We start from the raw sequence: 11,627 nt of genomic DNA, 5'->3' as shown, positions 1-11,627 counted from the left end.
GGCCGTTGGGCTCCTCATTCTTTCTTGCACACGCGATGTCACCGCGCCTTGCCGCGCGTTGCGTTGTGGCCGTGCCCCGCTTTGCCGCATCTTTCCGCCGCGCCGCCGGTGGAGCCATCCGTCGCAGTACCCGCATGAAACTTCTGGGCGTTCAACTCCGCAAACCTTCTTTCAACGAAGTCACCGCATCTGCCGTCATGGCCGCTGGCCTGTGGCTGCTCTACGTCGCCGCGCTGCATGCCAGCGGCGGCGTCTTCGAACCCATCAACGCCGGCGCTACGCTGCTGGTCATCTTCTGGGGCTGCGTGTGCGTGCGCCTAGGCATCCATGTCGGCCGCGGCCTGCCGCACTTGGCCCTCAATGTGGGCCTGGGTGCTGCGCTCTTGGGGGTGTACCAGGCGCTCATCACGCTCTTTGGTTTATAGCAACGGGCGTGCCCGTCCAGATCCTTCCGGCTGCGAAACGCTGTGCGTCCTTTGCCTGCCGTCTTGAGCCCTTCTGACCCGGCCAGAGGGCCGCGCGGGCGCTGCTAGCATCCCGCGATGGCCAACCGACTCACACAAATCGCCACCCGCACTGGCGACGACGGCTCCACCGGCTTGGGCGACGGCAGCCGTGTGCCCAAGGACCACCTGCGCATCCATGCCTTGGGCGAGGTGGACGAGCTCAATTCCCACCTTGGCGTGCTGCTGTGCGAGCCGCTGCCGGATGAGGTGCGCGAGCTGCTGGTGACCATCCAGCACGAGCTGTTCAACTTGGGCGGCGAGCTCTCCATCCCCGGCTACGAGCTGCTCAAGGGTGACGCCGTGATTCGGCTGAACGAGGCGCTGGCCGACTACAACGGCCGCCTGCCGCGCCTGCAAGAATTCATATTGCCCGGTGGCAGCCGCAGTGCCGCGCTGGCCCACGTGGCCCGCACCGTGGCGCGCCGCGCCGAGCGCGCGCTGGTGACGCTGAGTGCGCAGGAGCCGCTGCGCTCCGAGCCGCGCCACTACCTCAACCGGCTGTCGGACCTGCTCTTCGTCCTGGCCCGCGTGCTCAACCGCGCCAATCTCGATGGCCTGGGTGGAGACGACGTGTACTGGCACAGCGAGCGGCTGCAGCGCGGCTGAGCCCCGCCGCCCCCCGTTTTCCAGTCTTAAAACGGCAGCGGCCCTTGCCTTCCGGCAGGGCCGCTGTTGCTTTTCAAGCTGCCGCATCCGCGCACGAGCGCGGAACGCAGCACTGCCCGCGCGTCAGCCGCGGCGCGCCTTCACGGCGGCGCTGAGTTCTTCCAGCACGGTGAGCGAGTCGTCCCAGCCGATGCAGGCGTCGGTGATGCTCTGGCCGTAAGCGAGCTTCGTGGCATCGTCCTTGCCCGGCGTGAACTTCTGGGCGCCGGCCACCAGGTGGCTTTCCACCATCACGCCGAAAACGGAGCGGCTGCCGCCGCGGATCTGCCCCGCGATGTCGCGAGCCACATCCACCTGGCGCTCGTGCTTCTTGCTGCTGTTGGCGTGGCTGAAGTCCACCATCAGCGAGCAGTCCAACCCGGCGGCCTGCAGGTCGCGGCAGGCGGCGGCCACGTGGTCGGCGTCGTAGTTGGGCGCCTTGCCGCCGCGCAGGATGACGTGGCAGTCCGGGTTGCCCTTGGTCTGCACCGTGGCGACCTGGCCGTTCTTGTGCACCGACAGGAAGTGGTGCGGGCGCGAGGCGGCCTGGATGGCGTCGATGGCGATCTTGATGTTGCCGTCCGTGCCGTTCTTGAAGCCGATGGGCGCCGAGATGCCGGAGGCCAACTCGCGGTGCACCTGGCTCTCGGTGGTGCGCGCGCCGATGGCACCCCAGGCGATGAGGTCGCCGATGTACTGCGGCGAGATCACGTCCAGGAACTCGCTGGCCGCGGGCAGTCCCAGGCGGTTGATCTCCACCAGCAGTTGACGCGCGATGCGCAGGCCCTCGTCGATGCGGTAGCTCTCGTCCAGGTACGGGTCGTTGATCAGCCCCTTCCAGCCCACCGTGGTGCGCGGCTTCTCGAAGTACACGCGCATCACCACTTCCAGCGTGTCGGCGTAGCGCGTGCGCTGCTCCATGAGGCGGCGCGCGTACTCCAGCGCGGCCTGCGGGTCATGGATGGAACAGGGGCCCATGATGACCAGCAGCCGGTCGTCCTGGCCGTGCAGCATCTGGCCGATGCGCTGGCGCGTCTGCGTCACCAGCGCCTCCACGGGCGTGCTGCGAATGGGGAAGAAGCGGATGAGGTGCTCGGGCGGAGGCAAGGGCGTGATGTCCTGGATGCGGGCGTCGTCGGTCTGGCTGGTTCGATCCGGAGGGGCTTGCCAGCCCTCAGCGACGGCAGGCGGCGATTTCAGGTTCTCGGTCATGGCACTCGGCTCCAGGAAATGACGGGTTCGGGTCGGTAGGGATGAAAAAAAACCGCCGGGGGTCTCCCGGCGGTTTTGAGGAATCTGCTCTGCGCTTCGTCTGTCGGCTTAAGCGCGGGCCTCTCCTCCGCCGGGGCGGTGCGAGAACCAATAAAAGCCGAAGAAAAATCGTGCGAAACGCATAAGTCCCGGATCATGGGGTGAACCCCATGAACGCGTCAACGCATTTCGGGTACGTACCAGATCGTTCATTTCTCCAGCCCGCACCCGGTGTGAATGCTCAGGCCGTGCCGCCCACGGTCAGGCCGTCGATGCGCAGCGTGGGCTGGCCCACGCCCACGGGCACGCTCTGGCCTTCCTTGCCGCAGGTGCCCACGCCGGTGTCGAGCTGCAGGTCGTTGCCGATCATGGACACGCGCGTGAGCGCGTCCGGCCCGTTGCCTATGAGCGTGGCGCCCTTGACCGGGTAGAGGATCTTGCCGTTCTCCACCCAGTAGGCCTCGCTGGCCGAGAACACGAACTTGCCGCTGGTGATGTCCACCTGCCCGCCGCCGAAGTTCACCGCGTACAGGCCCTTCTTGATGGAGGCGACGATCTCGTCCTTGGGCTTGTCGCCGGCCAGCATGTAGGTGTTGGTCATGCGCGGCATGGGCAGGTGGGCGTAGCTCTCGCGCCGGCCGTTGCCCGTGGGCTTGACCTTCATGAGCCGCGCATTGAGCGAGTCCTGGATGTAGCCGCGCAGGATGCCGTCCTCGATGAGCACCGTGCGCTGCGTGGCGCAGCCCTCATCGTCCACGTTGAGCGAGCCGCGGCGGTCGGGCAGCGTGCCGTCGTCCAGCACCGTCACGCCCTTGGCCGCCACGCGCTGTCCGACGCGTCCGGCGAACGCGCTGGAGCCCTTGCGGTTGAAGTCGCCCTCCAGCCCGTGGCCAATGGCCTCGTGCAGCAGGATGCCCGGCCAGCCCGGGCCCAGCACCACGGTCATCTCGCCCGCCGGGGCCGGGCGCGCCTCCAAGTTGGTGAGCGCGGCGTTGACGGCCTGGTCCACGTAGCGGTCAATCACGTCGTCCTGGAAGTAATTGAGGCCGAAGCGCCCGCCGCCGCCGCCGGAGCCGATCTCGCGCCGCCCGTTGGATTCGGCGATCACGGTCACCGACAGCCGCACCAGCGGCCGCACGTCCGCCGCGCGCGTGCCGTCGGCGCGCGCCACCATCACCACGTCGTGCTCGGCCGCCAGGCCCGCCATCACCTGGACGATGCGCGGGTCGCGCGCGCGGGCACGCTGCTCCACCTTCTCCAGCAGCGCCACCTTCTGCGCGCTGTCCAGCGTGTTGATGGGGTCGGTGGGCGCGTAGAGCATGCGGCTGCCCGCCACGGTGCCGGAGGAGGGCACCTTCACGCGGCGGCTCTGCCCGGCCGCGGCGATGGTGCGCACCGTGCGCGCGGCGTCCAGCAGCGCGGCTTCGGAGATGTCGTCGGAGTAGGCGAAGGCCGTCTTCTCGCCGGCCACGGCGCGCACGCCCACGCCCTGGTCGATGCTGAAGCTGCCGCTCTTGACGATGCCTTCCTCCAGGCTCCAGCCCTCGTGGCGCGTGGTCTGGAAGTACAGGTCCGCATCGTCGATGCGGTGCTCGCTGATCAGGCGCAGCGCCTGCGTCAGCGTCGTCTCGCTCAGGCCATAAGGGTCCAGCAGCAGCGACTGCGCCTGGGCCAGCCGTTCAAGAGTGGGTTCGCGGGAGATCATGGAGGGTTCGAGGGCAGCGCCTGGGTTACGCCGGACCCACCGTCGTTACGCGAGGCGACAATTGCCCCGTCATCTGGGTGGTCCGGACACCGTTGAAAAGCCGTGGCGAGATGTTCCCACGCCAAGGACCACAGCATGAAGCAGTTTTCGAATGTCCTGACCGGTGCCGCGCTGGCGCTGGCCTGTGCCGCCTCCTTCGCGCAGCAGGCCGCCGCTCCCAGCGTCGCCGACCAGCGCGAGGCCCACCAGGAGCAGCGCATTCAGCAAGGCATCGCCAACGGCAGCGTCAGCGCCCGCGAGGCCTACCGCCTGGAGCGCCAGCAGGGCCGCATAGACGCCACCGAGGCCGCGGCCAAGGCCGACGGCACGGTCAGCGGTGCCGAGCGCGAGCGCCTCAACCGCATGCAGAACAACGCCAACGCCGCCATCGCGCAGCAAAAGCACGACGTCAACACCGCCAGCACCCGCATGGCGCCAGCCGCGCCGCCCACGTCCGGCGCGCTGGTGGACCGCCGTGAATCCGCGCAGGACGCGCGCATTCGCCAAGGCATCGCCAGTGGCCAGATAGACGCCCGCGAGGCCGAACGCCTGGAGCGCGAGCAGTCGCGCATCAGCGCCGCCGAGGCCCGCGCCAATGCCGACGGCCATGTCAGCGGCGCCGAGCGCACCCGACTGGAACGCATGCAGCAACGCGCCAGCGCCGACATCCACCACCAGAAGCACGACCGGCAGCACGCCCAGTAAGTGGCGTTCAACGGCGCTGCGATGCCGACGGCCCCGGACTGGTGGCGCGCAGCCGCCCCGGGTGCCGGCCGCCTGGCAGGCCAGGCCGGCCGTTCCAGGGCGGGCGGCCGATGCTCAAGCCTCGTTCTTGAGCGCCAGCGCGCGCTGGTACAGCGCGTTGCGCGGCGCGCCGCTGAGCGTGGCCGCCAGCGACACGGCCTGCTTGAGCGGCAATTCGGCCAGCAGCGTGCGCAGCGCGCGCTCGGCCTCCGGGGGCAGGGCGTCTTCGTCCTGCGCCGCGGGCACGGCCGGGGCCGCATGCAGCACCAAAACGAACTCGCCGCGCTGGCGCTGCGCGTCGGCGGCGAGCCATTCGGGGAACTCCGCCGCCGCCAGCGTATGAATGCTCTCGAACTGCTTGGTCAGCTCGCGGCAGCAGGACAGTTGGCGCTGCGGCATGGCCTGCGCCAGCTCCGCGGCCAGGGTCTGCACGCGGTGCGGCGCCTCGAACAGCACCTGCGCCTGCGGCTGCGCTGCCAGTGCCTGCAAAGCGGCCTTGCGCTCCGCGCCCTTGGCCGGCAGGAAGCCCACGAACGTGAAGCCGCTGGTGCGCGCATCGCCCGCGGCGCTCAGTGCCGTCACCGCGCTGCTGGCGCCGGGAATGGGCACGACGCGGTAGCCCGCCTCGCGCACCGCGGCCACCAGCACTGCGCCGGGGTCGGACACGGCGGGCGTGCCCGCGTCGCTCACGTAGGCCACGCGCTGGCCCTGCGCCAGCCGCGCGACCACGCCCTGTGCGGCGGCGGCCTCGTTGTGCTCGTGCACGGACAGCAGCGGCCGGTCCAGCCCAAGGTGGCGCAGCAGCGCCGCGCTCACGCGCGTGTCCTCGCAGGCCACGGCGTCGGCGCGGGCCAGCACCTGGATGGCGCGCAGCGTCAGATCGGCCAGGTTGCCTATGGGCGTGGCCACCACGTAGAGGCTTGCGGCGGGATACTGCTGCGCACCGGCGGCAGCGGCCGCCGCCTGCTGGAGCAAGGACGAAATGTTCAAGGCGGGTACGACCAGGGCGCGGGGAGAAGAGGCCGAGACGCTGGCGTTGGCGCATCTGCAGCGCCACGGCCTGCGGCTCGTGATGCGCAATTATCGGCTGGCACAAGGGCCCGGCGCCCACGGCGGCGAGATCGACCTGATCCTGCGCGAGCACGACGGCACGCTGGTCTTCGTCGAGGTGCGCGCCCGGCGCGGTGCGGCCTGCGGTGGTGCGGCGGCCAGCATAGGCGCCACCAAGCAGCGCCGGCTGCGCCGCGCCGCCGAGGCTTTCCTCATGCGCTGGCCCGTGCTGCCGCCCTGCCGCTTCGACGTGGTGACGATAGAAGGCGGCGAGATCGCCTGGCTGCGCGGTGCCTTCGACATCGACTGAGCCCGGCCGGCCCTGGCCGCTGGCCCCCGCGATGCGGTTGCCCGCGCACCCGCTGCGGCACCGCAACAGGGGCTTCACAGGGCGTCGCTATCATCCCCGCCCATGCTTGAACAGCGCATCCAACAACATTTCTTCGAAAGCGCCGACCTGCTCTACCAGGTGGCCGAGACGCTGTCGCGCCCAATCGCCGACGCCGCGCAGGTGGTGGTGGCCAGCATCACCGGCGGCGGCAAGGTGCTGCTGGTGGGCCAGGGGCCCTGGCTTGGGCTGGCGCAGGCTTTTGCAACGCAGCTCACCGGCCGCTTCGAGCGCGAGCGCCCGGGGCTGGCCGCGCTGGCGCTGGGCGACGCAGGGCTGATGAGCCTGCCCGCGCTGGACGAGCCCGCGCAGGCGCGCCAGTTGCAGGCGCTGGGCGCGCCGGGCGACGTGCTCATCGCGCTGGGCGCGGTGGCCACGCCGGTGCTGGTGGCCGCGGTGCAGACCGCGCATGGCCGCGACATGACGGTGCTGGCCTTCACCGGCCGCGCCAACGGGGCCCAGGCGCTGCGCCTGGCCGAAACCGACGTGCACATCGCCGTGCCGCACGAGCGCACGGCGCGCATCCTGGAGTTGCACCTGCTGGCGCTGCATGCCATCTGCGACGCGGTGGACCTCCAACTCATGGGCGAACAGGACGAATGAGCAAGCTTTCTTCTGATTGGACAAGCGCCGGCCTGCGGGCCGCGCGCGTGCTGGCCGCGTTGGGCGCTGCCGCGTGGATGAGCGGTTGCGCACCGCTGCTGGTGGGCGGTGCGGCCGTGGGCGGCGCCCTGGTGGCCACCGACCGGCGCACCTCCGGCACCCAGGTCGAGGACCAGGCCATAGAGGTCAAGGCCGCCACCCGCGTGCGCGAGGTGCTGGGCGAGCGCGGCCACGTCAACCTCACCAGCTACAACCGCACGCTGCTCATCACCGGCGAGGTGCCCAGCGAGGCCGAGCGCCAGTCGGTGGAGCGCGCCATCGCCGGTGTGGAAAACCTGCGCTCGGTGGTCAACGAGTTGGGCGTGCTGGGCAACAGTTCGCTGACCTCGCGCTCCAGCGACGCCATCACCACCAGCAAGGTCAAGGCCACCTTCGTGGACGCCAAGGACCTGCAGTCCAACGCCATCAAGGTCGTCACCGAGCGCGGCACGGTCTACCTGATGGGCCGCGTCACCGAGCGTGAGGCCGTGCGCGCGGCCGACCTCGCCCGCAACATCGGCGGCGTGGAGAAGGTGGTGCGCGTGTTCGAGATCCTCACCGAGGCCGAGCTGGCCAACCTGCAGACGGCACGCTGAGCCGCCCGCGGTTTGCAGGCCGCATCGTTCAGAAATCTGAACGATGGCCTGCGTGCCATGGGGGACCGATGGACACGCCGGCGAACGATGGGGCCGCTTGCGCCGCCGCAGTGCGGCTGCCCGCGCCACCCCTTACTTCAAGCGCGTGATCAGGCTGGACGTGTCCCAGCGTCCGCCGCCCTCGGCCTGCACATCGGCGTAGAACTGGTCCACCAGCGCCGTCACCGGCAGCCGCGCGCCGTTGCGGCGGGCTTCTTCCAGCACCAGGCCCAGGTCCTTGCGCATCCAGTCCACGGCGAAGCCGAAGTCGAACTTCCCATCGGCCATGGTCGCGCCGCGGTTCTCCATCTGCCAGCTCTGCGCCGCGCCCTTGGAGATGACTTCCAGCACCTGCTTGACGTCCAGCCCCGCGCGCTGGCCGAAGGCCAGGGCCTCGGACAGGCCCTGCAGCAGCCCGGCGATGCAGACCTGGTTGACCATCTTGGCCAGTTGCCCCGCGCCCGCCTGGCCCACGCGCGTGACGGCGCGCGAGTAGGCCAGCGCCACGGGCTTCATGGCTTCAAAAGGCGCCGCGTCGCCGCCGCACATCACCGTGAGCACGCCGTTGACGGCACCGGCCTGGCCGCCGGACACCGGCGCGTCCACGAAATGCAGGCCCAGCGTGCGCGCGGCCGTGTACAGCTCGCGCGCCACCTCGGCCGAGGCCGTGGTGTGGTCCACGAACACCGCGCCCTCGCGCATGCCCGCCAGCGCCCCATCGGCGCCCAGCACCACGCTGCGCAGGTCGTCGTCGTTGCCCACGCAGGCGAAGACGAAATCCGCCCCCTGCGCCGCCTCGCGCGGCGTGGCCGCGGCGCGCCCGCCGTGCTCGGCGGCCCAGGCCTGCGCCTTGGCCACCGTGCGGTTGTAGACCGTCACCTGGTGCCCGGCGCGGGCCAGGTGGCCGGCCATCGGGTAGCCCATGACGCCCAGGCCCAGGAAAGCCACCCGCGCGCCGCCCATGGACGCCGTTGCCGCTGGTTGTCCGCTTGCTTGTTGTTCGCTCATTGCCATTTACTCCCGCGCCCGGCGCGTTGATCCGTCCCGCACGGCCCAAACAGTGCTTGGGCCGCGCCGGCAAAGCGCAAATCATGGCCCAGAACGCCCCGGCTGCCCGGCGCCGGGCGGCTTCAGGCGGCATCGACGGCCGTCAGCCGCCCAGGGCGTGGCATGGGCTAGGCTCGCCGCCCATGACTGGCATAGCTGACACCCTTCAAGACACGCACGCGCGCATCGCCGCCGCCTGCGCCGCCGCCGGCCGGGCCGAGCAGGACGTGACGCTGCTGGCGGTGAGCAAGACCTTTGGCCCCGACGCCGTGCGCGAGGCCCATGCCGCCGGCCAGCGCGCCTTCGGCGAGAACTACGTGCAGGAGGCCCTGGACAAGATCGCCGCCTTGGCCGATCTGCGCGCCGGGCTGCAATGGCACCTCATCGGCCCGCTGCAGAGCAACAAGACGCGCGTGGTCGCCGAGAGCTTCGACTGGGTCCATTCCGTGGACCGGCTCAAGGTGGCCGAACGGCTGTCGGCCCAGCGCCCGCCGCACCTGCCGCCGCTGCAGGTGTGCCTGCAGGTCAACGTCAGCGGCGAGGCCAGCAAGAGCGGCGTGGCGCCGCAGGCGCTCCCCGCCCTGGCGGCACAGGTCGCGGCGCTGCCCAGGTTGCGGCTGCGCGGGCTCATGTCCATCCCCGAGCCTGCCGGCACGTTCGACGCTCAGCGCGAGCCCCACCGCGAGCTGTTCGCGCTGCTGCAGGCGCTGCGACGGCAGGGCCTGCAGCTGGACACGCTGTCCATGGGCATGAGCGCGGACCTGGAAGCGGCCGTGGCCGAGGGCGCCACCATCGTGCGTATCGGCACGGCCATCTTCGGCGGCCGCACGCGCCGCGCCACGGCGTGACGTATGCCATGTTGCTGCAAGATTGCTGAAAGCTGCCATGCGTAACTGAACGCTAAATTCGCCTCCGCTTTTATCTAAAGGTGGGGCATGGAGTCGAGCGGCGAGCTGGCGCTGAAATTGGTAGGCGCAATTGGGCCGGGTTCCGTAGAGGGGCACTGGCCGCGCCCGGACGAGCTGATCACGCGCCCGGGCTGGCCGGGCGTGATGAAGCGCTTCAAGTACCGCCTGCGGCTGCTGCTGTCGCAGCCGCAGCGCCGGGGCTTCATGGATTTCGTCCAGGGCGCGCCGGTGTGGCGCGAGCTGCACCAGCGCTTCCCCGACTGCTACTACCCCACGCTCACCTACTTCCTGGACCGGCGGTTCAGCCTGCGCGAGCGCTTCACCGTGGCACGGGCCGACCTGGAGCAGGCCGAGTCGCGCTTTGGCCGGCGCTTGGCACTGCGCCTGGCGCGCGGCGAGCAGGTGAAGCTGTGGTCGCTCAGCGAGGACTGCCTCCTGGTGCTCAGCATCAACGACGTGAGCTGGCACGAGGGCCGCTGGACGCTGAGCCTGCGCAACACGCGCGGGCAGCGGCTGTACTACGTCAGCTTCGGCTTCCTGCCCTGTGGTGCGCTGTTGGTGGGCTCGGTGCAGGGCGCGCCGGGCATGGAGGAGGTGGTGCGCGACATCACCAAGACGGCCGAGGGCATGCGTCCGGCCTGGCTGCTGTTCGAGGCGCTGCGCGCCGCGGCCGCCACCTGGGGCGTCACGGCCCTGGTGGGCATAGACCCGCTCGACCACATCAAGGGCCGCTGGAACCTGCGCGGGCGCCGCCTGCGCTTCGACTACCGCCGCTTCTGGAGCGAGGTGGGCGCCGAGCAACGCGAGGACGGCTACTGGCAAACCAGCCTGAAACCGCTGCCGCGTGATCTCTCGGACGTGCCCTCGCGCAAGCGCGCCATGTACCGCCGCCGCTGGGCCATGCTGGACGCCATGGCCGACGCGCTGCACGCCGGCCTGTTCGCGGCGCGCTGAGCACCGCCGCCGCTCAGGACTCCAGCTTCAGGCCGATCTTGCGGATGATGGCGCCCCAGCGCCGGGTGTCGTTGGCCACGAGCTCGCGGAAGGCCGCCGCGCTGCCGCCCACGGGCGTGAGCCCCTGCTGCTCCAGCGCGGCGCGCACGCCGGCGTCCTGCAGCACGGCGTTGACGTCGGCGTTGATGCGCTCCACCAGCGCCTGCGGCGTGGCCGCGGTGGTGAAAAAGCCGTTCCAGGCCAGCGCCTCGATGTCCGGGTAGCCGGACTCGGCCAGCGTGGGCACGTCGCGCAGGGAGTCCAGCCGCTGGCGGCTGGTGACGGCCAGCAGCCGCACGCGGCCTGAGCGCACATGGGGCAGCAGCGCGGGGGCGACCATCATGGTGGCGTCCGTCTCGCCCTGGGCCACCGACATGGCGCTGGGCGGCGAGCCGTTGAAGGGAATGTGCGTGCCCTGGATGCCGGCCTCGGCCATGAACAGCTCCATGGTCAGGTGCGAGCTGCTGCCCTTGCCCAGCGAGGCGTAGCTCATGCGCCCGCCGCGCTCGCGGGCCCAGCCGACGAACTCGCGCACGTTCCTCACCGGCAGCTTGGAATACATGAAGGGCGCGAAGGCGATGGGGCCGTTGAAGCCCAGTGCCAGCACGTGGCCGTCAGGCGGCGCCTTGGCCGCCGCGTCCATGCCCAGCAGCCCGCCGGCGCCGGGCTTGTTCTCCACCACCACGCTCTGGCCCCAGCGGTCTTTCAACTTGTCGCCCAGGAGGCGGGCAATGATGTCCAGCGAGCTGCCCGCCGGGGCCGGGACGATCAGCCGTACCGGCCGGTTGGGCCAGCCGCCCTGGGCGAGGGCGGCTGCGGTGGGAAGCGCGAGGGCCGCGGCGGCGGCCAGCAGGGATCGGCGGTGCATGGCGGGCAAGGGAATCGGACGAAACCGCGCATGCTAAGCGCGCCGCGCGCAGGGCGCCGGTCAGGGATAGAGCCCGCGCTCCTCGCGCGCCGTGAGGATGCGCTCGCAGGCCACGGCGAAAGTGGCGGTGCGCAGCGAGATGCGGTGCTGGTCGGCCGTGTCCCAGATGCGGCGCAGCGCGCCGATCATGATCTTTTCCAGCCGCA

13 protein-coding genes and 1 pseudogene are annotated in these 11,627 nt (G+C 70.7%); 8 read left to right on the top strand and 6 right to left on the bottom strand.

The window, feature by feature from the left end; all coding sequences use genetic code 11:
• The coding region (locus ALA01S_RS28710; protein WP_218011543.1) for a hypothetical protein at positions 1-425 on the top strand (425 nt) is incomplete at its 5' end.
• A 117-nt stretch (positions 426-542) separates the two neighbouring features.
• Positions 543-1,112 (top strand): cob(I)yrinic acid a,c-diamide adenosyltransferase, encoded by a 570-nt coding sequence (locus tag ALA01S_RS28705; RefSeq protein WP_066342757.1) that lies wholly within the window; start codon positions 543-545, stop codon positions 1,110-1,112.
• Positions 1,113-1,235: 123 nt separating this feature from the next.
• On the opposite strand, the gene ALA01S_RS28700 is transcribed toward ALA01S_RS28705, so the two are convergent.
• On the bottom strand, positions 1,236-2,363 hold the full coding sequence (locus ALA01S_RS28700) for a 3-deoxy-7-phosphoheptulonate synthase (protein ID WP_066342756.1): 1,128 nt from the start codon (positions 2,361-2,363) through the stop codon (positions 1,236-1,238).
• 280 nt (positions 2,364-2,643) lie between these two features.
• A complete protein-coding gene (gene tldD / locus ALA01S_RS28695) occupies positions 2,644-4,107 on the bottom strand; it encodes a metalloprotease TldD (protein WP_066342752.1) in 1,464 nt (487 codons plus the stop codon).
• Between the two features lie 135 nt (positions 4,108-4,242).
• Between tldD and ALA01S_RS28690 the strand changes: the two genes are divergently transcribed.
• Positions 4,243-4,851 (top strand): hypothetical protein, encoded by a 609-nt coding sequence (locus ALA01S_RS28690; protein WP_066342747.1) that lies wholly within the window; start codon positions 4,243-4,245, stop codon positions 4,849-4,851.
• Positions 4,852-4,965: 114 nt separating this feature from the next.
• Here the strand turns inward: ALA01S_RS28690 and rsmI are convergent, their stop codons facing one another.
• Positions 4,966-5,880 (bottom strand): 16S rRNA (cytidine(1402)-2'-O)-methyltransferase, encoded by a 915-nt coding sequence (gene rsmI / locus ALA01S_RS28685; RefSeq protein ID WP_066342744.1) that lies wholly within the window; start codon positions 5,878-5,880, stop codon positions 4,966-4,968.
• Here rsmI and ALA01S_RS28680 point away from each other — a divergent pair.
• The 3 genes from ALA01S_RS28680 (at position 5,873) to ALA01S_RS28670 (ending at position 7,566) form a co-directional block, all read left to right on the top strand.
• Positions 5,873-6,250 (top strand): YraN family protein, encoded by a 378-nt coding sequence (locus ALA01S_RS28680; protein WP_066342742.1) that lies wholly within the window; start codon positions 5,873-5,875, stop codon positions 6,248-6,250. The genes rsmI and ALA01S_RS28680 overlap by 8 nt on opposite strands.
• Before the next feature lie 102 nt (positions 6,251-6,352).
• Positions 6,353-6,931 carry an SIS domain-containing protein gene (locus ALA01S_RS28675; protein ID WP_066342740.1) on the top strand — a complete coding sequence of 193 codons (579 nt, stop codon included), beginning with the start codon at positions 6,353-6,355 and terminating at the stop codon, positions 6,929-6,931.
• Positions 6,928-7,566, top strand: coding sequence for a BON domain-containing protein (locus ALA01S_RS28670; protein WP_066342737.1), 639 nt, complete (start codon positions 6,928-6,930; stop codon positions 7,564-7,566). Before ALA01S_RS28675 ends, ALA01S_RS28670 begins: the two co-directional genes overlap by 4 nt.
• 132 nt (positions 7,567-7,698) lie before the next feature.
• On the opposite strand, the gene ALA01S_RS28665 is transcribed toward ALA01S_RS28670, so the two are convergent.
• Positions 7,699-8,613, bottom strand: a complete 915-nt coding sequence (locus tag ALA01S_RS28665; RefSeq protein WP_066342735.1) for an NAD(P)-dependent oxidoreductase — start codon at positions 8,611-8,613, stop codon at positions 7,699-7,701.
• A 182-nt stretch (positions 8,614-8,795) separates the two neighbouring features.
• Between ALA01S_RS28665 and ALA01S_RS28660 the strand changes: the two genes are divergently transcribed.
• Complete coding sequence (locus ALA01S_RS28660) at positions 8,796-9,500, top strand: YggS family pyridoxal phosphate-dependent enzyme (protein WP_066342732.1); 705 nt, start codon at positions 8,796-8,798, stop codon at positions 9,498-9,500.
• Positions 9,501-9,587: 87 nt separating this feature from the next.
• Positions 9,588-10,514 carry a DUF535 family protein gene (locus tag ALA01S_RS28655; RefSeq protein ID WP_066342730.1) on the top strand — a complete coding sequence of 309 codons (927 nt, stop codon included), beginning with the start codon at positions 9,588-9,590 and terminating at the stop codon, positions 10,512-10,514.
• 13 nt (positions 10,515-10,527) lie between these two features.
• On the opposite strand, the gene ALA01S_RS28650 is transcribed toward ALA01S_RS28655, so the two are convergent.
• Together ALA01S_RS28650 and ALA01S_RS35090 are read right to left on the bottom strand one after the other, a co-directional pair.
• The gene (locus ALA01S_RS28650; RefSeq protein ID WP_066342729.1) at positions 10,528-11,421 is read right to left on the bottom strand and encodes a Bug family tripartite tricarboxylate transporter substrate binding protein; all 894 of its coding nucleotides are present in this window, start codon (positions 11,419-11,421) and stop codon (positions 10,528-10,530) included.
• A 60-nt stretch (positions 11,422-11,481) separates the two neighbouring features.
• Positions 11,482-11,627, bottom strand: a pseudogene (locus ALA01S_RS35090) (Glu/Leu/Phe/Val dehydrogenase); the annotation flags it as partial.

It is taken from the genome of Azohydromonas lata NBRC 102462, from assembly GCF_001571085.1.
Taxonomy (GTDB): domain Bacteria; phylum Pseudomonadota; class Gammaproteobacteria; order Burkholderiales; family Burkholderiaceae_C; genus Azohydromonas; species Azohydromonas lata.
Note: the sequence above shows the minus strand (reverse complement) of the source record. Positions and strands in the feature narration are given on the sequence as shown.

Bases quoted from the DNA above. Each gene is read 5' to 3' on its own strand.
- ALA01S_RS28705 (WP_066342757.1), top strand. From the start codon at position 543: ATGGCCAACCGACTCACACAAATCGCCACCCGCACTGGCGACGACGGC.
- ALA01S_RS28700 (WP_066342756.1), bottom strand. From the start codon at position 2,363: ATGACCGAGAACCTGAAATCGCCGCCTGCCGTCGCTGAGGGCTGGCAA.
- tldD (WP_066342752.1), bottom strand. From the start codon at position 4,107: ATGATCTCCCGCGAACCCACTCTTGAACGGCTGGCCCAGGCGCAGTCG.
- ALA01S_RS28690 (WP_066342747.1), top strand. From the start codon at position 4,243: ATGAAGCAGTTTTCGAATGTCCTGACCGGTGCCGCGCTGGCGCTGGCC.
- ALA01S_RS28680 (WP_066342742.1), top strand. From the start codon at position 5,873: ATGTTCAAGGCGGGTACGACCAGGGCGCGGGGAGAAGAGGCCGAGACG.
- ALA01S_RS28675 (WP_066342740.1), top strand. From the start codon at position 6,353: ATGCTTGAACAGCGCATCCAACAACATTTCTTCGAAAGCGCCGACCTG.
- ALA01S_RS28670 (WP_066342737.1), top strand. From the start codon at position 6,928: ATGAGCAAGCTTTCTTCTGATTGGACAAGCGCCGGCCTGCGGGCCGCG.
- ALA01S_RS28665 (WP_066342735.1), bottom strand. From the start codon at position 8,613: ATGAGCGAACAACAAGCAAGCGGACAACCAGCGGCAACGGCGTCCATG.
- ALA01S_RS28660 (WP_066342732.1), top strand. From the start codon at position 8,796: ATGACTGGCATAGCTGACACCCTTCAAGACACGCACGCGCGCATCGCC.
- ALA01S_RS28655 (WP_066342730.1), top strand. From the start codon at position 9,588: ATGGAGTCGAGCGGCGAGCTGGCGCTGAAATTGGTAGGCGCAATTGGG.
- ALA01S_RS28650 (WP_066342729.1), bottom strand. From the start codon at position 11,421: ATGCACCGCCGATCCCTGCTGGCCGCCGCCGCGGCCCTCGCGCTTCCC.